Source organism: Spirillospora sp. CA-128828 (genome assembly GCF_050945415.1).
In the GTDB taxonomy this organism is placed as follows: domain Bacteria; phylum Actinomycetota; class Actinomycetes; order Streptosporangiales; family Streptosporangiaceae; genus Spirillospora.
This window is the reverse complement of the sequence record NZ_CP191986.1, coordinates 4,647,862-4,666,876: the sequence shown is the minus strand read 5'-3', so window position 1 is coordinate 4,666,876 and position 19,015 is coordinate 4,647,862. Positions and strand designations below refer to the sequence as shown.

The window sequence follows — 19,015 nt, the reverse complement described above, 5'->3', positions numbered from 1 at the left end:
GCCCTGAATAGAGGAGTTTCGATGTCCTTCGCACGGACCGTGTCCGACACGCGGCTGATCTTCCTGCGGCACATGCGGCAGACGCTGCGCAGCAAGGTCGCGGTGGTGTTCGGCGCGATGCAGCCGCTGCTGTACCTGGTGCTGTTCGGGCCGCTGCTGTCGGAGCTGGTCGACGTCCGGGGGTTCGGTGCGGGCAACGCCTGGCAGGTGTTCGTGCCCGGGGTGCTGATCCAGCTCGCGCTGTTCGGCGCCGGGTTCGTCGGGTTCGGGCTGATCGCCGACCTGCGGTCGGGGGTGGTGGAGCGGCTGCGCGTCACCCCGGTGAGCCGCACCGCGCTGCTGCTGGGGCGGGTGCTGCGCGACACCGCCGTCGTGGCGTTCCAGGGGGTGGCGCTGGTGGCGGTCGGGCTGGCGCTGGGGCTGCGGGCGCCGGCCGGGGGGATCGCCGTCGGGCTGCTGCTGGTGGTGTCGCTCGCGGTGAGCGTGGCGTCGCTGTCGTATGTGCTGGCGATGAGGACGCGCAGCGAGGACGCGTTCGCTCCGCTGCTGTCGGCGGTGACGCTGCCGCTGATGCTGCTGTCGGGGATCCTGCTGCCGATGAGCCTGGCGCCGGGCTGGCTGGACGTGGTGTCGCGGTTCACGCCGTTCCGTTACGTGGTGGACGCGGCGCGGGCGGCGTTCCTCGGCGATTTCTCGTCCGCGGCGGTCGCGGAGGGCGCGCTGGTGGCGGTGGTGCTGCTGGTGGTGTCGGTGGCGCTGGGCGTCCGCCGGTTCCGCGGCGAGAACGCCTGAGCAGGTTCGAACAGGACTGCTCAGGCCTGGTCGGCGGCCGGGGCGGCGGGGCGGTCACGACCCCGGCGCCGCCGCGGCCGCACCGGCGCGTCCCCGGCTGTGGCCCCTGCTTCGTCCTCTGTCGCGTCCGCTGAGGTGCGTCCCGCCGGCGGCGCCGAGCCCGGCCGGGTGACGGCGGCTCGCTGGGCGATGTAGGCGCCGGCCAGCACGATCGCGCCGCCGGTCATCTGGACGGGGGTGAGGCGCTCGCCGAGCGCGGCCCAGGCGATGAGGGCGGCGGCGACGGCCTCGGTGTAGCAGATGGCGCCGCCGACCTGCGCCGACAGCCGTTGCAGGCCGGCGACGCCGGTGAGGTAGGCGATGACGGTGCTGACGATCCCGATCCAGGCGACCAGGGCCCAGCCGGGCGCGGTGTGCCCGGCGACGGGGACGTGCGCGGGCAGCACGTCCCACGGCAGCGCCCACGGGGCGGCGAACACGGTGAGGACGGCGGCGGCGACGACGCTGCCGGCGGAGGTGATGACGAGGGGGTCGACCTGCCCGGTGAGGCGGTCGACGATGAGAAAGTAGGACGCCTGGCAGGCGGCGGCGCCGAGACCGGCGGCCAGCCCGACCGGGTCCAGCGACAGGCCCGACCACACCTGCACCACCAGCGCGAGGCCGGTCATGGCGATCGCGACGCCGGCGGCGGCGCTGCGGTGCACGGGGGCGCGGCGGACCAGCCGCAGCCAGCAGAGCACGATGACGGGGCCGGCGAACTCCAGCAGGATCGCCACGCCGACCGGCAGCCGGGACGCGGCCACGAAGTAGAACGCCTGGCAGCCGGCGACGCCGGCCAGCCCGTAGACGGCGACCGACCGCAGGTGGGGGCGCAGCGCGCGGGCGGCCGAGGCGCCCCGCAGCGCCAGCGCGAGCGGGGCCAGGACCGCCGCCGCCACCGCGATCCGCAGCCACACCGCCTGCAGGGGCCCGAGCCCGGCCTCGATGAGGGCCTTGCCGAACGGCCCGGACGCGCCGAAGCACACCGAGGAGAACAGCGCCAGGCCGAGGCCCCAGGCGCGGGTCCGTGCGGCGCCGTCCATCGTCCCCCCGTTCGTCGCCCCCGTTCACGTGGCGGCCCGCCGCACGGCAGGCTAATGAGCATCCTGCCATAACGGTACTTACACGTCGATGGCGGGGCTACCCGCCCGTAACTCACGCGATGCCGGACGGACCGCCCACTGGGACTACTATTCGCGTGATGAGCTGGCAGGCGGCCGGGGCGGGGCCCGGCGGAACCGGAGGCGGCCCGGGCGGCGACCTGTTCGCCTCGGTCGAGGGCAACGTGCGGGAGCTGGTGGCCTCACCGTGGTGGCAGACGGCCCAGCCCGCCGACCGCGCCGCCCAGATCGCCGCGCGGATGCTGTGGGGCGCCGGCGAATGGTGGCTCTACGGCGCGTGGGGACGCTGGTACCGGTGCGGGCTGGACGGCACCTGGCACCCCTGCCCGCCGCCCGCGCAGCCCGAGGACCGCCGCGTCGCGGTCCCCGCGCCCCAGGGCGCCGGGACCCCGCCGGTCCCGCCGCAGCTGTTCCCGACCGGCCCCGACCTCGCCGCCGGGCGGGTCGCGCCGCTGGGGTTCCTCGGGCCCGTGCCCGACACCGCCGTCGTCGCCCGCATCTCCCAGGCCCTCACCACCGCCCTCGCGGTCAACCCGCAGCAGTTCGCCCAGCGCGACCCCATGTTCCAGCCGGGCACGCCCAGCACGGTCGCCGCCGCGTGGGGCGCGCTGCTGTGGTGCGCCGGATCCCCGGTCGTGCTGACCGAGCACCCCCTGATCGAGTCGTTCATCCCGTTCCTGACGACGTCGGCCGACCAGCTGCACTGGATGATGCCGCCCGACTTCGGCACCCTGGCCGGCTACTACGTCCACCGGCTCGGCGCGGGGGACGGCGGCGGCGCCGCCCACATCGCCCGCGTCATGTACGAGGTCGCGGCCGGGCTGCAGGCCGACCCCCGGTTCCGGCCCGGCGCCGACGCCCTGGCCGCGGTCACGGCGGCGTCGCTGCGGATGGTCAACCAGGACATGGCCACCGTCCGGTACGGGCCCGACGCGATCCTGCAGGAATGGCGGCGTCGCTGCCCCGCCGAGTTCGCGACCCCGATGGTCCGCGACACCGCGCCCGGCGAGTACCTGCGCCTGGCCCTGTACGACCTGCAGGAGATCGTCGCCGGGCTGACCGGGCCGCGCCCGGCCGCCACCGGCCGTGGCCACGACGAGGTCCGCCGCGCCGGGATCGCGGTGCTGGCCGCCGACCTTCAGGCCGCGCCGGGCGCGCTCCCAGCGCTGCAGCGCTGGCTGGACACCGACAGCGCCCGGACGCTGCAGGCGGTGCTGGCCGACCCGGCCAACCCGCTGCGGTCGCTGTGGCCGCGCGACGGCCGGCTCCCCGACGCCCTGCGCAGCGACGACCCCGACGCCCTGGCGGCGCTGCTGTCCACCACCTACACCCTGGGGCTGACGTGGTGCCGGCTGGCGCAGGTACCGCCGCCGGCGACGGGGTTCGCGGTGCCGCAGGCGGTCGCGGCGGAGCTGACGTCCCCGGCGATGCACACTCCGCCGTCCACCGACGAGCTGTCGGCGTGGGACATCATCAAGGCCGCACGCGCCCACATGGCCGCCGAGCGCGCCACCTCCGGCACCGACCAGCCGGTCGCGCCGGTTCCCGAGCCGACGCAGGACGCCCCGGGCCCGCCGCCCGCGGTCGCGCCAGCCCCTCCCCCGGCCGCCCCGCCGGTGCCGCCGCCCGCCGCACCGGAACCGCCGCCGCCACCGCGGGGTGAACAGCCCCACTACGAGCAGCACCGCCACGACCAGCCCCGCTACGAGCAGGCCCACCACGAGGCCGCGCCTGCGGTGCCGCCGCCGGCCGCTCCCGCGGACCCGTTCGCCTCGGATGCGCCGCTCCCGCGGATCCCTCCGCCCCCGGCCCCGGCGCCCGCTCCCGCGCCGCCGGTCCCGGGTCCTGCGGCCGCGGAGCCGCACGCCGCGGCTCCCGCACCCGCCCCGGCACCGGAGCCGCCGGCGTGGCCGCAGCCGGGCCCCGCCCCGGTCCCGCGCCCGGCGCCCGAGCCGGTGTGGCCGTCGGATCCGCAGGAGACGCAACTGGACCCCGGGCCGGTCCGCGTCCCCCGCGGCCCCGCCCCCGATCCCGGCCCGGCGTGGCCGGGTGCGGACGCGCCGGCGGCGCCGCCCGCCCCGGCCCCGGCCCCGGCACCGCACGCCGACCTTCCGCCGCCGCCGGCGCCGGTGCCCGAGCCGCCGCCCCCGACGCCGCCCGCGCCCGTCCCCGAGCAGAGCCCGCAGGTCGCCGAGGCGTACGGGATCCGGTTCCTGTGCGGCGCCGACGACATCGAACGCGTCGTCACCGAGGTGCGGCGGCGCGGCAAGTGGGCGCGGCGGCTGCGCGGGCAGGAGGTGTCGAGCGCGTCTGCGCCGGCGCTGCTGCTGATCGGGGCGCCGTCCAGCGGGCAGCGGCGGCTGGCCCGGATGGTGGCGCGGGCGCTGGCCGAGGTGGAGGCCTCCAGCGGCGAGCTGCACGCCGTCCACGCCGAGGACCTGCGCGAGCACGGCCCCGACGGGCTGCGCGCCGCACTGGAGGAGCACGCGGGCCATGTGCTGCTGCTGGACGGCCTGGACGGGCTGATCCTGGACGAGTCGCAGGGCGCGGCGTACGCGTCCGTGCTGTACCGGACGCGGCTGGAGGGCGTGAACGACACCGCGCTGCTGGCGACGTGCGAGCCGGACCGTGTCGGGGAGCTGTCGGCGGCGTCGCCGGAGCTGGTGACGGATCTGCGTGCGGTGCGGCTGCCGGACCTGACGGTCGCCGAGGCGCGGGCCGCGCTGGTGCGGCTGCTGGCCGAGGAGCGCAGCCTGCGGCTCGGGTCGGACGCGTGGGCGGTGGTGAACCGCGAGGTGGGCGCGCTGCGCCCGCGCGGCCGGCTGACCGGGGCGCGGCTGGTGGAGGCGTACCTGGACCGGGCGGCGACCCGGCATCTGGGCAGCGCGGCGGCGACGCAGGCGATCGGCAGCGCGCTGTCGCTGACGGCGGCCGACTTCGAGGGCCTGGCGGCGGAGCTGTCGGGCCGCTGACCCCGGGCGCCCATGGGGCCCGATCTCCCTTGCCCGCAGGGGATTTGGGCCCCTGCCGGGCGGCGGAATGTCGGTGGGCGGGGTCACGATGGAGGGCGTGGATCGCGTAGACCGGCTGCTGGCGCTCGTCGCGGAACTGCGCGCGGCCTCCCCCGAGCCGCTGGACCCGGCCGTGCACGCGGCGCGGCTGGGCGTCAGCGAGCGGACCGTCCGCCGCGACCTGGACCTGCTGGCGCACGGCGGGCTGCCGGTGCGGGCGGACAAGGGCCGCGGGTACGTCCTGCCGGAGCCGCCGGAGCCCGAGCCGCTGAGCGAGGCGGGGTCGCTGATGGGCCCGGTGCACGACACCCTCGCCGAGGCGGTCCGCACCCGCCGGGTCGTCCGGCTCGCCTACACCGACCAGGCGGGGGCCCGCAGCTTCCGTGACGTGGAGGCGCACGGCCTGCTCGTCGCGCCCTACGGGGAGTACCTGGTGGGATGGTGCCGGATGCGGGACGGTCCGCGGATGTTCCGGCTGGACCGGATCGGCGCGGCGTTCCTTTCGGGGCGGGGCGCGGAGGTCCGGGATCTGGACGAGCTGCTGGCGGCGCTGCGGGTGCCGATGCCGCGTCCCCCGGCCGAGCCGGGGCCGCGCGGCCCGGCGGGCGCGGCGCGGGCCCGGGCGTGGACGCTGGACCGGCTGGAGTTCGTGCGGTCCCGGCTGCGCGACGCGGCCGCGGAGGTCCGCACCCCGGGCCCGCGCGGCGCCGGTACCGGCGGTAGCGGTGGCGGTGCGGGGGGTGGTGCGGGGGCTGCGGCGCTGCGGGGGGTGCTGGGGCATCTGGCGGAGTGGACGCGGTGGCAGGCGGCGGCGATCCGGTCGGCGGCGACCGGTGAGGAGCCGGTTCTGGCGGGGCGGCCGCCGCCTTTCCCGCCGGATTTCGGGCGGGAGATGCCCTTCGACGCGCGGGAGCGGATGATCCAGGACGCGATGGCGCTGCGGTCGCTGGGCGATCTCGCGCGTGATCTGCAGGAGGTGCTGGAGGCGGTGGGCCATTGGGCGGCCGACTGCGACGACGCGTTGTGGGAGGCGGAGCTGCCCGACCCGCGCCCTTACGGCCCGCCGGGCCCGCCGCGTCCGCTGGCGGACCTGCTGGCGGGGTGGCGCGGCCCCCTCGCGCACATCGAGTGGCATCTGGACCGTCTCTCCGACGAGCCGCCGCTGCCGCCTTCGGGTGACGACGAGGAGGTCTGGATCGTGGACCGCTGCCCGCTGCAGGCCTGACCCGGCCGGTTCTCAGAACGACACGGCCTCTCAGGACCACACGGCGCCGTTCCCGCCGGGGACGGCGGCCGGGGGGCTGAGGCTGCGGGTGAACCAGACGGTCTTGCCGGAGGGTGCGGGGCGGGCGCCGAACTCGGTGGCGAGGGCGGCGACGAGGAGCAGCCCGCGGCCGGCCTCGGACCAGTCCAGGACGGGGGGCGGCCCGGCGGGGACGCCGGGTGCGGCGGCGGCGCCGTCGCCGACCTCGCCGGTGAGCCGCGCACGCCTCCCGTCCCCGGTCTCGGCCCTGTCTCCGAGGGAGCCACCGGGACGGCACTGCGGGCCGGAGGCCGGGCCGCGGTCCAGGCGCAGGGTGAGGTGGACGGGTCCGGTGCCGTGCACGACGGCGTTGGTGATGAGTTCGTCCACGATGAGGACGATGTCGTCGACGTCCGCGGTGTCGGTGACGTGCCATCTCCGCAGTGTCCGGGTGGTGAGCGCGCGGGCGCGGGACGCGGCCCGGGGATCGGCGTCGAGTTCCCATGCCGCCGCAGCGGCGGCGCCCGCGGCGCTGCCGCCTCCTGTTCCAGCTCCGCCCGGTGCGGCGTCCGTGACCCCGTCCGGGCCGCTGTCCGTTCTTCCGTCTGCGGGTCTTGTGGTCCCGGTCCCCGTGGTGTGCACTTCGCCGTCTCCTCACCCTCTGGCGGTGTTCCGCGGGTCGGCGGCCTGGTGATGTGCCGCGTTCCCCCGTCGCGGTCGGTGTGCGGGGGTGCCGTGGGCTTGTGGCCGTGGCGGCGGTCCCCGTGCCGGCGGCCGGTGTTCGGCATTCCCCGCATTCGACTCATATTCAGTGACGCGTCGCCCGGCGGGGTGGTGCACGGGCGTAGGGCAACCCTCACTTCGGGGTGAGGTGAACGCCACATGCGGGGTGGCGGTGGAGGAGGCACCCGCGGGGAGCCGTTACAGTGGACGGGTCGGTGTGGCATGTGTCCCCCGGGCTCTAATTGACGCCTTCGGGGAATACCGCCGGTCCCATGCGGTCCGGGCTGGAGCTTCGTTGTGCCTTTCGCCGTGAGGCGACCACCACACCGACTTGAACGCCGAGGCCCCGGCGAGTTCGTCTCGCCGGGGTCTCGGCGTTCGCGTGTCCGGGGTCGTCCCGGCGGGTGGCGGGTGTGTGCGGGGGGCGGGTGTCAGAGCGCGGCGGCCGCGATGCCGGCGCCGATCGCGGCGAGGACGACGAGGACGGCGGCCGCTGCGAGCGCGATGGTGCGGGCGCGGCGGCCGCGTGGGGTGCCGAGCCGTGCGAGGCGGTGCGCCAGCCGCGGGTCGTCCTCGCTCAGGCGGACCTCGATCTGCGTGAGGATCCGCTGCTCCTCCATCGACAGCGCCATGCTTCATACCTCCGGGGGGTGGTCAGGTGTCTGGTTCCTCCCCACGGATCATGATCATTATCCCTCGGGTGCGGTGACCGTTGCGCCGCGTGCGGGCCGGCTCTCGTGGTGGAGCCGGTCGAGGGCGGTGATGTAGTAGGTGTAGGCGTGGCCGGGTTTCGCGGCGGGGTCGACGATGCCGCCGCCGCGGACGTCGCCGATGAGGCGGGCGGGGTCGGCGGGGGCGCAGCCGGGGTGCTCGCCGTCCACGCGGTAGACGCCGTAGGAGGTGGCGCCCTGGGACGGCCGCCAGGTGACCTTGACGCCCTTCACGCCTTTGACGCCCTTGCCGCCGGCGGCGTCGGCGGTGGCGGGGGTCGCGGTGGTGTCCTGGACGGGCGGGGGCGCCTTGCCGCCGCGGCGGGCCACGACGGGCTGGATCGCGGGGCGGGCGTAGTGGTCCTTGCGGATGCGGGAGGCGAATCCGCGGCGGTCGGAGGCGATGTCGGAGGCGCTGAAGAACACGTCACCGCGGATCTGGGGGTATCTGGCGTTCAGGGTGAGGTGGCGGGACAGTTCGGCGGGTTTCTTCCAGGTGGGGTCCTCGCCGACGCGGTAGCCGGCCTGCCCGATGGTCAGCTGGACGCCGGTGCCCTTGACCTGGCCGGCCCACCAGGAGGCGAGCTCGGCGTAGTCGGCGCGGGGGTCGCCGATCGGCCAGTACAGCTGGGGGGTGACGTAGTCGAGCCACCCTTTCTTGATCCAGGTGCGGGTATCGGCGTAGATGTCGTCGTAGCTCTGCAGGGCGCTGGTGCGGGACCCGGCGGGGTCGCTGCTCTTGTTGCGCCACACGCCGAACGGGCTGATGCCGAACTGCACCCATGGTTTGGCGGTGTGGATCCTGCCCGACAGGGACTGGACGAGGGTGTCGACGTTCTTGCGGCGCCAGTCGGCCTTCTTCATGCCCTTGCCGTAGGTCTTGAAGGTGGCGCCGTCGGGGAAGTCGCCGTCCTCGGGGTAGGGGTAGAAGTAGTCGTCGAAGTGGACGGCGTCGATGTCGTACTTGGTGACGACGTCCATGACGGCCTTGGTGGCCAGGTCCCGGACCTGCGGCAGGCCCGGGTCGTACCACAGTCCCTTGCCGTACTTGCGGACCCAGTCGGGGTGTTGCCGGGCGGGGCTCTTGGCCGGCAGTTTCTTCACGTCGTCCTGGCGGGAGACGCGGTAGGGGTTGAACCAGGCGTGGAATTCCAGGTTGCGGGCGTGGGCCTCCTTCAGCATGAACGCCAGGACGTCGTAGCCGGGGTCCTTGCCCTGGGTGCCGGTGATCCACTGCGACCACGGCTCGTACGGCGAGTCGTAGAAGGCGTCGGAGTTCGGGCGGATCTGCACGAACACCGCGTTCATGTTCATCGCCTTGGCGGTGTCGAGCAGCCTGGTGTAGGCCTTCTTCTGCTTGTCGGCCGCGGCCTTGGGGAAGTCGGTGTTGCCGACGGTGGCGATCCACATGCCGCGCAGCTGCCGCGCCTTGGAGTCGCCGGGCTCGGCGATCTTCGGGCATTCGGCCTTGGCGCCGGGCGGGACGGGCCCGCCGTCCTCGCGTCCGCCGGTGCCGAGGTCGGGGATGCCGCAGGCGGCGAGGGCGCCCGCCGCCGCTCCCGCCGTCAACGCCACTGCCACTGCCCGGGTCCTGGATCGCCATGCCATAGCGGCCCATTGTTACGCACGCGCCGCGATGCCACGTACGAAACACCCGCGCCCGTGTGATCCCACCCCGTCCCGATTTGCCCGATCCCTCCCTTGCGATCTTCGAACACGCGTTCCATACTCTGCGTGATGATGCGAATCGCCAACGTGTTCGAAGGGGGCGCTGTGCGCTGGGATCTTTCACCGGCTGAAGCGGGACCGGTCACCCTGCCGCCGAGAAACGCCGGACTGGGCGGCGACACACCGGTCCTCATGGCGGACGGCCGGACGAAGCCCCTGGGCTCGTTACGGTTTGGGGACCGTGTCCACGGGTCGCGGGTGGCCGGCCGCTACCGCCGATATCTGATCACGGAGGTGGTCGAACACCGGCGGGTCGTCGGCCTCGCCGTCGTGGTGGGCCTCGAGGACGGCACCCGGCTCACGGCCGGTGCCGACCAGCGCCTGCTCACCGAGCGCGGCTGGAAGCATGCCACCGGGACCGAGCAGGGGTCGCGGAGACGGCCCCACCTCACCGGCAACAATAGCTTGATGGGAATGGGAGGATTTGCCGCCCCTCCTGCGCGTGACGCCGAGTACCGCACAGGATATCTGTGCGGAATGATCCGGGGTGATGGGCAGTTGGGTCATTATTCGCATGGGGCTCCGGACCGGCCCAATGCCGTCGTCCACCGTTTTCGTCTTGCACTGGCTGATTTCGAGGCACTGGAGAGAAGCCGCCGCTACCTCTCCGGCTTCGGTGTCCCAACCCGGGAATTCGTGTTCTGCAAGGCCACAGGCACCCGCAGAGAGATGAGGGGCATCCGCGCTCAGAGCGCGGCGGCGGTCGCGGCGATCGAGGATGTCATACGGTGGCCGGGGCCCACGCCGTCCGACGAATGGCAGAAGGGTTTCCTGGCCGGGGTCTTCGACGCCGAGGGGTCATGCAGCCGAGGAATTCTGCGGATCACCAACTCGGACCGGCGGATGCTGGACATGATCACTCAATGCCTGCTTCACTTCGGCTTCGGCTTCGTGGAGGAAGAGCCGCGAACTCCCGCCAATGTTCCGGTCGTCTCGATTCGACTCAAAGGCGGCCTGCCAGAGCGGACTCGGCTCTTCCACATCATCAGCCCCGCGATCACCCGTAAGACGTCGATCGATGGGGTCGCTTTGAAGACCGATGCGCCGCTCGGGGTCACGTCCATCACCGAACTCGGCACGAGGATCCCTCTGTACACGGTCGTCACCACCTCAGGGGACGTCGTCGCCGACGGCGTCATCTCCGCTGCCGGACCGGCGGATCGCGCGGCCGGGCCCGCGGGCAGGTGATCTGCAGCGCGTTACCCGTTCCGATGAGGCGGACGGTGGTCGGCTGTGCTCAGGCGGCGCCGGCCGCCGGGTGGGCGGGGTGGCGGTGGATGTGGAGGCCGGTGTGGCCGGGGGCCAGGTGGGGGCGCAGGACCAGGTCGTCGTCGTAGTCGCCGCCGAGTTCGGCGCGGTAGGGGATGGGGGCGGCGGTGGGCAGGGTGTGCAGGCGGGCGTCGAGGGCGGCGGCGGCCGCGGCGTGGTCGGCCTCGGTCGCGCGGTCGGCGCCGGTGACGACCAGGGGCGGCAGGACGTCCATGCCGGTGTAGAACAGGGTGCCGTGCAGGAGGGGGAACAGGACGTCCTCGGATGCACCGTGGACGCCGCGGGGGCCGAGGCCGGTGGGGCGCGCGCCGGCGGTGGTGACGACCAGGGCGCGGCGGCCGGCCAGGCCTCCGTCGCCGTAGCGCAGGGTGCGGCCGCGCTCGTCGGTGACGCCGAACGCGAAGCCCTGGACGAAGACGCGGTCGAACCAGCCCTTCAGGATGGCGGGCATCCCGTACCACCACAGCGGGAACTGCACGATCAGCGCGTCCGCCCAGGTGACCTTGTCCTGTTCGGCGCGGATGTCGGGGGCCAGCGTTCCGGCGGCGTGGGCGCGCTGCGATTCGGCGCCGACGATGAGGCGGGCCGAGGGGTCGTGGCCGAAGTCGGCGGGGCCGACGACGGGGTTCCAGCCCATCGCGTACAGGTCGGAGTGGCGGACGTGGTGGCCGTCGCGGCGCAGGGTGGCGGCGCCGTGGTCGCGGAGGGCGCCGTTGAGGGAGCGGCCGTCGGGGTGGGCGAAGAGCCACAGGACGTTCACGGGCTTCTCCTTGTCGATGTCGTCGATGTCGTCGGTGTCGTCGGTGTCGTCGGTGTCGTCGGTGTCGGTGTCGGTGTCGTCGGGTCCGTGGTCTTCGATGCTGCCTGGGCGGGCGGGCGGCGGGCAGTGGCCGGTGGGCCAAGATGTGCAAGGATCGGGCCATGAGCGCGGCCGGGGTGCATCGGGTGGCGGTGGTGGTGCGCGAGGGTGTGCTGCCGATGGAGCTCGGGATCGTCCATCAGCTGTTCGGGCAGGCCCGGGGACCGGACGGGGCGCCGCTGTACGAGGTGGTGTCGTGCGCGGTCGAGCCGGGGGCCGTACGGGCGGACGCCGATTTCGCGGTGGCGGTCGGGCACGGGCTGGAGGCGCTGGAGAGTGCGGGCACGGTGATCGTCCCGGCGTCGCATCTGCTGGACGAGGAGCGCCCCGGGGACGGGCCGGTGCCCGCGGCACTGGCCGCGGCGCACCGGCGGGGCGCGCGGGTCGCGTCGGTGTGCACGGGCGCGTTCGTGCTGGCGGCGGCGGGACTGCTGGAGGGGCGGCGGGCGACGACGCACTGGCTGTCGTGCGGCCGGTTCGCGGCGATGTTCCCCGGCGTGGAGGTGGACGCCGCCGTGCTGTTCGTCGACGCGGGGGACGTGCTGACCTCGGCCGGGGAGGCCGCGGGCATCGACCTGTGCCTGCACATGATCCGCCGCGATCACGGCGCCGCGGTCGCGGGGGACCTGGCGCGCCGCACGGTGGTGCCGCCGCACCGCGAGGGCGGGCAGGCCCAGTTCATCGCGCTGCCGGTGCCGGGGCCGCGGGACACCTCGACCGGGGCGGCGCGGGCGTGGGCGCTGGAGCGGCTGGACCGGCCGGTGACGCTGGCGGGGATGGCGGCGCGGGCGTCGATGAGCGTGCGGACGTTCACCCGCCGGTTCCGGCAGGAGACCGGCGTGTCCCCGCAGGTGTGGCTGACGGTGCAGCGGGTGGAGCGGGCGCGGCGGCTGCTGGAGGAGACCGACCTGCCGGTGGACCGGGTGGCCGAGCGGGCGGGGTTCGGGACGGCGGCGTCGCTGCGGCAGCATCTGCACACCGCGGTCGGGGTGTCGCCGTCGGCCTACCGCGCCACGTTCCGCGGCCCGTGAACGCCCGGCAGGCGAAAGTCAGGCAGGGCCAGGCAGGTGCCGGACGGGGGTCAGGCGTGTTCGGCGTCGAGCTCGACGGGTTCGGCGATGACGTCGACCATGGCGCCGTTGCGCAGCACCGTGATGGGCAGAGGCCGCCCGATGGCCTCGGCGAACATGAGCCGCTGCAGGGACTGGGCCTCGGAGACCGGTGCGCCCCCGGCGGTCAGGACCAGGTCGCCGCGGCGCAGCCCTGCCCGGTCGGCGGGGCTGCCCGGCACCACCTCGGCGACGCGCAGCGCGTCCCGCTGACCGGTGCGTTCACGCAGCGCGGCGGGCACCGGGACGGGCGCGGCGGCCAGGCCGAGGAACGCGCGGCGGACCCGGCCGTCGCGGATCAGCGCGGCGATGATACGGCGCGTGGTGGCGTTGATGGGGACGGCCAGGCCGAGCCCGATCCCGGCGACCGCGGTGTTGACGCCGACGACGCGGCCGTGGGCGTCGGCGAGCGCGCCGCCGGAGTTGCCGGGGTTGAGGGCGGCGTCGGTCTGGATGACGTCCTCGATGACGCGGACGGCGGTGCCGGTGCGCGTCGGCTGCGAGGTGGGCAGCGACCGGCCGAGCGCCGACACGACCCCCGCGGTGACGGACCCGGCGAGGCCGAGCGGGTTGCCGACGGCGACGACGAGCTGCCCGACGACCAGGGCGTCGCTGTCGCCGAGGGTGACCGGGTCGGGGACGGGCCCGTCGGCGCGGACGACGGCCAGGTCCGACAGCGGGTCGGTGCCGGTCACGGTGAACGCGCCGGTGGAGCCGTCGGCGAACGCCGCCTGCCCGCCGGCCGCGGACCCGACGACATGGGCGTTGGTGAGCAGGAACCCGTCGCCGGTGAACGCGACGGCCGACCCCGTGCCCTCGCCGCGGCGGTGCCGGACGCGCAGCGCCGCCACGCGCGGGGTCAGCTCGCGGGCGACGGCGGACACGACGCGGGAGTAGGCGTCCAGCGGCGGCCCGCCCTCACCGTCCTGGTCACCGGGGTCGTGTTCACGGGGATCGCTGTCGTGGGGGATCATCGCACCTCCCAGATGATTACATCGTTACACGGCAACGCCGGGAGGTGAAGAGGTGTTCCCGCTACGGCAGCACCTCGGTGCGCAGGATGCTGTACAGCACCTCGTCGCGGTAGCGGCCGTCGCGGAAGCTGTAACCGCGCATGACGCCCTCACGGGTGAACCCGGCCTTCTCCAGGGCACGCTGCTCGGCGATGTTGTCCACCTCGGTCTCGGCCTGCACACGGTGGGCCAGGGTGTGCGCGAACAGGTACTCGGCCAAAAGCCGCTGCGCGCGGCTGCCCGCGCCGCGCCCGCGCGCCTCGGGCAGCAGCGAGATGCCGACGCTCCAGCACCACGCCCGCACCGTGGTGGGGACACGGTGGTAGGACACGATGCCGAGGAAGCGGCCGCCGCCGGCGACGGCCAGGTTCCCCAGATCCTCGCCCAGCATCCGGTTCTCCTCCCACCGCCGCCGGTAGCGGCGCGGGTCGTGCCACCCCTCCCACAGGAACGGCCCGCACAACTCAGGATCGCTGCGCAGCCGCTCCACCGCGGCAAGGTCCTCCTCGGCGACCGGCCGCAACTCCACCTCGTCGTCCATCGCAGGCCCCCTGTTCAGCTCTGAGCGGTTTCAGCGCAGTGTGGACAGGCCGCCGTCCACATGGACGACCTGCCCGGTGACATAGGACGCACGGTCCGACAGCAGGAACACCGCGACGTCGGCGACCTCCCACGCCGTCCCCTGCCGGTGCATCGGGATCAGACGCGCCACCTGGTCGCGGGAACCGTCGCCGCCGGCCGACGCGGCCCGCCCCATCACGGTGTCGATCAGGCCGGGCGCCACCACGTTCGCGCGGACGCCACGCGACGCGCCCTCGGCCGCGATGTGCCGCACCAGCCCCGTCAGCCCCGCCTTCGACGCGTCATAGGACGGCGACCGCGACCCCGGCTTCGTCCCCGCCAGCGACCCGATGAACACCATCGCGCCGCCGGCGTCCAGCGCCGGCATCGCGGCCTTGCCGACCAGGAACGGCGCCCGCAGGTTCACCTGCAGCACACGGTCCCAGTCGGCCAGCGCCGTGCCCGCCAGCCCGTACCCGATCCCGATCCCGGCGTTGAACACCACCCCGTCCAGCCCGCCGAGCCCCTCGGCGGCCTGCATCACGACCCGGTCGCACGACGCCGGATCGGTCACGTCGGCGACGACCACGCACGCCCGCCCGCCCTCCGCGGCGATCATCGCGGCGGTCTCCCCCGCCGCGTGCTCGTCCACGTCCCCGCACGCCACCACCGCGCCCTCCCGCGCGGCGGTGACCGCGATGGCGCGGCCGTTGCCGACCGGCGCGGCGGGATCGTCGCTCGGCCGCGTCCCCGCGCCGACGACCAGGATCCGGCGCCCCGCCAGCAGCCCGCCGGAAGGATGAGTCTCGGGCATGATCGGCACCGTAGCCGACGCCGCCCTCCCCCGCCCAGCCCCCGCCGGCCCCGGCTAGGGTTCTGGGCATGGGACACGCGACCGGGACGGCCGGGGAACCGGTGGTCATCGAACGCGCCGCCGGCACCGGCGGCGAACTGGTGCTGCGCCGCGACGGCGCCCACTACGAGATCATCAGCAACGGCGTGTTCCTGATGGACACCCGCAACGGCGAGTCCGAGCGGCTGCTGGTCCGCGCCGCCATCGACGAACTCGGCGCGCTCGACGAACCGGCGCGGCTGCTCATCGGCGGTCTCGGCGTCGGATTCTCCCTCGCCGAGGCGCTGACCGTCCCCGGCGTCGCCCACGTCACCGTCGTCGAACGCGAACCCGCCGTCATCACCTGGCACGCCACCGCGCTGAGGCCCTGGTCCCGCGGCGCGCTGGACGACCCCCGCGTCACCGTCGAGACCGCCGACCTCCTCGACGTCCTCGCCTCACCCGCCACCGGCCCGTTCGACGCGCTGTGCCTGGACATCGACAACGGCCCCGACTGGACCGTCACCCCCGGCAACGCCCGCCTCTACGCCCCCACCGGCCTGGACGCCCTCACCGCGCTGCTCACCCCCCGCGGCGTCCTCGCGGTGTGGAGCGCGAACGCCGCACCCGCGTTCGAGGCACTCCTGCGCGACCGGTTCACCCACGTGCAGGCCCGCCCCGTGCCCGTGCCGCGCGGCGAACCCGACATCGTCTACCTCGCCCGCGGCCCGCACCCCACCGGCTGACCGCCCCGCCCCCGACGCCCCCGCGCATAGGCGCCGGACCGGCGGGCATGAGCCCGGGGCGAGCCCCGGCCCCCGCCCCATGTGGCGCACACCTCACAACCCACCGCCACCCCGCCCGTTTGAACAGGTTCAAATCTGTCGTACAGTGGCTCACGTGAAGCTCGCCGTGACAGCACCGGACCGACTCACCGTCCGCACCGTCCCGGTCCCCGACCCGGGCGACCTCATCGCGCGGCTTCCGCACCCCTCCGCGCTCGCCTGGATCCGCCACGGCGACGGCATCGTCGGCTGGGGCGAAGCCGCCCGCCTCACCCTCCCCGGCGGCGACGACCGCTTCGGCGCCGCCGCCCGCATGCTCACCGACCTGTTCGGCGCCGCCGCCGTCGACGACCCCGTCGGCGTCCCCGGCTCCGGACCCGTCGCCTTCGGCACCTTCGGCTTCGACCCCAAATCCCCCGACTCCACCCTCATCGTCCCCCGCCGCATCCTCGGCCGCCGCGACGGACACGCCTGGCTCACCACCATCGGCGACGACACCGATCCCCTCACCCTCGCCAACCCGCCCCAACCCCCCACCGGCCTGCACTGGAGCGACGGCGCCCTCCCCGAACACGCCTGGAAGCACGCCGTCGCCACCGCCGTCGACCGCATCCGCCACCGCTCCCTCGGCAAGGTCGTCCTCGCCCGCGACCTCACCGTCCGCGCCGACGCCCCCATCGACGCCCGCGTCCTGCTCAGCCGCCTCGCCGCACGCTTCCCCGGCTGCTACACCTTCTCCTGCGCCGGCATGGTCGGCGCCACCCCCGAACTCCTCATCCGCCGCACCGGCGGCGACATCGAATCCCTCGTCCTCGCCGGCACCACCGCCCGCGGCCACACCCCCGCCGACGACCAGGCCCGCGCCGCCCGCCTCCTCGCCTCCGCCAAAGACCGCGAGGAACACCGCTACGCCGCCGAAATGGTCCGCGACGCCCTCACCCCCCTCTGCGCACACCTCACCATCCCCGCCCAACCCGAACTCCTCACACTCCCCAACGTCCTCCACCTCGCCTCCCCCCTCCGCGGACGCCTCGCCGCCGACCGCTCCGTCCTCGACGTCGTCGCCGCCCTCCACCCCACCCCCGCCGTCTGCGGAACCCCCACCGACACCGCCATGGACCTCATCCGCGAACTCGAAGGCATGGACCGCGGCCGCTACGCCGGACCCGTCGGCTGGGTCGACGCCCGCGGCGACGGCGAATGGGGCATCGCCCTGCGCTGCGCCGAGATCGACGGCACCCGCGCCCGCCTCTTCGCCGGCTGCGGCATCGTCGCCGACTCCGACCCCGCCGCCGAGCTCGCCGAAGCCCGCACCAAATTCCGCCCCATGCAGTACGCCCTCCACGGCTGACCCAGGCCACCACCACCCCGGCCACCACCACCCGGCCGCACCCGGCACACTGGGACGATGCGCGCGACCCGGCTCCTGTCACTGCTACTCCTGCTGCAGACCAGAGAACGGATGACCGCCCGCGAACTCGCCACCGAACTCGACGTCTCCATACGCACCGTCTACCGTGACGTCGAATCCCTCAGCGCCGCCGGCGTCCCCGTCTACGCCGACCGCGGCCCCGACGGCGGCTACCGCCTCCTCAACGGATACCGCACCAGGCTCACCGGCCTCACCGCCGCCGAAGCCGAATCCCTCACCCTCTCCGCCCTCCCCGGCCCCGCCTCCCAGCTCGGACTCGGCGACGCCCTCGCCGCCGAACTCAAACTCATGGCCGCCCTCCCACCCGACCTGCGCTCACGCGCCACCCGCATCCGCGAACGCTTCCACCTCGACGCCCCCGGCTGGTTCCGCTCCCCCGACCAAGTCCCCCACCTGCACACCATCGCCGACGCCGTCTGGAACCAGCACCCCATCGACGTCCTCTACCGGCGCTGGCAACGCCCCCAGCAGGTCACCCGCACCCTCGACCCCCTCGGCGTCGTCCTCAAGGCCGGCACCTGGTACCTCATCGCCCACCCCACCGGCCACGACACCCCGCAGCCACCCCGCACCTACCGCATCTCACGCGTCCTCAGCCTCACCGTCCGGCCCGGCCACTTCGACCGCCCCGAAGGATTCGACCTCGCCACCTACTGGGCCGCCTACGCCGAACGATTCGAAGCCGACTCCTACCGCGAACACGCCACCGTCAGACTCTCACCCGACGGCCTCACCCGCTCCCAGATCCTCCTCCCACCCGTCATGGCCCGCGCCGCCCTCGAAGGCGCCACCACACCTGGCCCCGACGGATGGACCCACCACACCCTCCCCATCGAATCCGTCCGCCACGCCCACGTCGAATTCCTCAAACTCGGCGCCGACGTCGAAGTCCTCGGCCCACCCGAACTCCGCGACATGATCGCCGCCACCGCCCGCGCCCTCGCCGACCGCTACACCCCCACCCGCTGACCCCTACACCGCCGGCGGCTGGCACCCCGGACACCAGAACAGATTCCGCCCCGCCAACTCCGCCACCGCCACCACCGACCCGCACACCAGACACGGCTGCCCCGCACGCCGGTACACGTACACCTCACCACCGTGACCGTCCACCCGCGGCGCCCGCCCCATCGCCTCCGGCATGTGCTCCGCCCGCACGGTGTCGATCCGCCCGGCACGCACACCGTCCCCCATCAGCAGCACCAGATCGCCCCAGACCGCCGCCCACTGCCCCGCCGACAGCCGCCGCCCCGGCAACCGCGGATCGATCCCCTGCCGGAACAGCACCTCCGCCCGGTAGATGTTCCCCGGCCCCGCCACCACCGACTGATCCATCAACAGCACCGCCACCGGAACCCGCGACCGGCTGATCCGCCGCCACGCCACCCCCGGATCCGCGTCACCCCGCAGCGGATCCGGCCCCAGCCGATCACGCAGCAGCTTCACATCACCCGGCTCCAGCAGCTCACACGCATTGGGACCACGCAGATCCGCGTAATGCCCGCCACCCTCCAGCCGCAGCCGCACCTGCCCCACCGGAACCGGCGCCGGCGCCGCCCCGAACACGTACTTGCCGTAAATCCCCAGATGCACATGCAACGTCCGGTCGTCGTCGAACCCCAGCAGCAGATGCTTGCCATGCGCGTCCGCCACCGACAGCACCCGCCCGTCCAACCACCGCGCCCCCTCCGCGAACCGCCCCTGCGGACTCGTCGCGGAAACGGCGAGGCCGCCGAACATCCGCTGATGTTCGACGGCCAGACGGTGAATCGTGTGTCCCTCGGGCAT

General features: G+C 74.5%; 17 protein-coding genes. 8 read left to right on the top strand and 9 right to left on the bottom strand.

Features of this window, described 5'->3' with window-relative positions; all coding sequences use genetic code 11:
- The first annotated feature begins 21 nt into the window (after positions 1-21).
- Positions 22-792 (top strand): ABC transporter permease, encoded by a 771-nt coding sequence (locus ACQPXG_RS22860; protein WP_433469744.1) that lies wholly within the window; start codon positions 22-24, stop codon positions 790-792.
- 20 nt (positions 793-812) lie between these two features.
- Here the strand turns inward: ACQPXG_RS22860 and ACQPXG_RS22855 are convergent, their stop codons facing one another.
- Positions 813-1,874: an EamA family transporter gene (locus tag ACQPXG_RS22855; RefSeq protein WP_433469743.1), complete on the bottom strand. Its 1,062-nt coding sequence runs from the start codon at positions 1,872-1,874 to the stop codon at positions 813-815.
- A 158-nt stretch (positions 1,875-2,032) separates the two neighbouring features.
- Between ACQPXG_RS22855 and ACQPXG_RS22850 the strand changes: the two genes are divergently transcribed.
- On the top strand, positions 2,033-4,924 hold the full coding sequence (locus tag ACQPXG_RS22850) for a hypothetical protein (protein WP_433469742.1): 2,892 nt from the start codon (positions 2,033-2,035) through the stop codon (positions 4,922-4,924).
- Between the two features lie 97 nt (positions 4,925-5,021).
- Positions 5,022-6,188 carry a helix-turn-helix transcriptional regulator gene (locus tag ACQPXG_RS22845; RefSeq protein ID WP_433469741.1) on the top strand — a complete coding sequence of 389 codons (1,167 nt, stop codon included), beginning with the start codon at positions 5,022-5,024 and terminating at the stop codon, positions 6,186-6,188.
- A 30-nt stretch (positions 6,189-6,218) separates the two neighbouring features.
- On the opposite strand, the gene ACQPXG_RS22840 is transcribed toward ACQPXG_RS22845, so the two are convergent.
- The 3 genes from ACQPXG_RS22840 to ACQPXG_RS22830 form a co-directional block, all read right to left on the bottom strand.
- Positions 6,219-6,848, bottom strand: coding sequence for an ATP-binding protein (locus ACQPXG_RS22840; RefSeq protein WP_433469740.1), 630 nt, complete (start codon positions 6,846-6,848; stop codon positions 6,219-6,221).
- A gap of 512 nt (positions 6,849-7,360) precedes the next feature.
- Positions 7,361-7,561: a DUF3040 domain-containing protein gene (locus ACQPXG_RS22835; RefSeq protein ID WP_433469739.1), complete on the bottom strand. Its 201-nt coding sequence runs from the start codon at positions 7,559-7,561 to the stop codon at positions 7,361-7,363.
- A 57-nt stretch (positions 7,562-7,618) separates the two neighbouring features.
- Complete coding sequence (locus ACQPXG_RS22830; protein WP_433469738.1) at positions 7,619-9,220, bottom strand: family 10 glycosylhydrolase; 1,602 nt, start codon at positions 9,218-9,220, stop codon at positions 7,619-7,621.
- A gap of 156 nt (positions 9,221-9,376) precedes the next feature.
- On the opposite strand from ACQPXG_RS22830, the gene ACQPXG_RS22825 reads away from it, so the two are divergent.
- On the top strand, positions 9,377-10,555 hold the full coding sequence (locus ACQPXG_RS22825; RefSeq protein ID WP_433469737.1) for an LAGLIDADG family homing endonuclease: 1,179 nt from the start codon (positions 9,377-9,379) through the stop codon (positions 10,553-10,555).
- A 49-nt stretch (positions 10,556-10,604) separates the two neighbouring features.
- Here the strand turns inward: ACQPXG_RS22825 and ACQPXG_RS22820 are convergent, their stop codons facing one another.
- On the bottom strand, positions 10,605-11,396 hold the full coding sequence (locus ACQPXG_RS22820; RefSeq protein ID WP_433469736.1) for an NAD(P)H-dependent oxidoreductase: 792 nt from the start codon (positions 11,394-11,396) through the stop codon (positions 10,605-10,607).
- Between the two features lie 161 nt (positions 11,397-11,557).
- Between ACQPXG_RS22820 and ACQPXG_RS22815 the strand changes: the two genes are divergently transcribed.
- Positions 11,558-12,526, top strand: coding sequence for a GlxA family transcriptional regulator (locus ACQPXG_RS22815; protein WP_433469735.1), 969 nt, complete (start codon positions 11,558-11,560; stop codon positions 12,524-12,526).
- A gap of 50 nt (positions 12,527-12,576) precedes the next feature.
- On the opposite strand, the gene ACQPXG_RS22810 is transcribed toward ACQPXG_RS22815, so the two are convergent.
- The 3 genes from ACQPXG_RS22810 to ACQPXG_RS22800 form a co-directional block, all read right to left on the bottom strand.
- Complete coding sequence (locus tag ACQPXG_RS22810) at positions 12,577-13,578, bottom strand: S1C family serine protease (RefSeq protein WP_433469734.1); 1,002 nt, start codon at positions 13,576-13,578, stop codon at positions 12,577-12,579.
- Positions 13,579-13,639: 61 nt separating this feature from the next.
- Positions 13,640-14,158: a GNAT family N-acetyltransferase gene (locus ACQPXG_RS22805; protein ID WP_433469733.1), complete on the bottom strand. Its 519-nt coding sequence runs from the start codon at positions 14,156-14,158 to the stop codon at positions 13,640-13,642.
- Positions 14,159-14,188: 30 nt separating this feature from the next.
- Positions 14,189-14,992, bottom strand: a complete 804-nt coding sequence (locus ACQPXG_RS22800) for an SDR family NAD(P)-dependent oxidoreductase (RefSeq protein ID WP_433469732.1) — start codon at positions 14,990-14,992, stop codon at positions 14,189-14,191.
- A gap of 68 nt (positions 14,993-15,060) precedes the next feature.
- Between ACQPXG_RS22800 and ACQPXG_RS22795 the strand changes: the two genes are divergently transcribed.
- The 3 genes from ACQPXG_RS22795 to ACQPXG_RS22785 all read left to right on the top strand — a co-directional run bounded on the left by ACQPXG_RS22795 (position 15,061) and on the right by ACQPXG_RS22785 (position 18,196).
- The gene (locus ACQPXG_RS22795; protein ID WP_433469731.1) at positions 15,061-15,756 is read left to right on the top strand and encodes a spermidine synthase; all 696 of its coding nucleotides are present in this window, start codon (positions 15,061-15,063) and stop codon (positions 15,754-15,756) included.
- A 154-nt stretch (positions 15,757-15,910) separates the two neighbouring features.
- Positions 15,911-17,146 carry an isochorismate synthase gene (locus ACQPXG_RS22790; protein WP_433469730.1) on the top strand — a complete coding sequence of 412 codons (1,236 nt, stop codon included), beginning with the start codon at positions 15,911-15,913 and terminating at the stop codon, positions 17,144-17,146.
- 57 nt (positions 17,147-17,203) lie between these two features.
- Positions 17,204-18,196, top strand: a complete 993-nt coding sequence (locus tag ACQPXG_RS22785) for a helix-turn-helix transcriptional regulator (protein ID WP_433469729.1) — start codon at positions 17,204-17,206, stop codon at positions 18,194-18,196.
- Positions 18,197-18,199: 3 nt separating this feature from the next.
- Here the strand turns inward: ACQPXG_RS22785 and ACQPXG_RS22780 are convergent, their stop codons facing one another.
- Entirely contained in the window at positions 18,200-19,015 is an 816-nt protein-coding gene (locus ACQPXG_RS22780; protein ID WP_433469728.1) for an Fpg/Nei family DNA glycosylase, read from the bottom strand.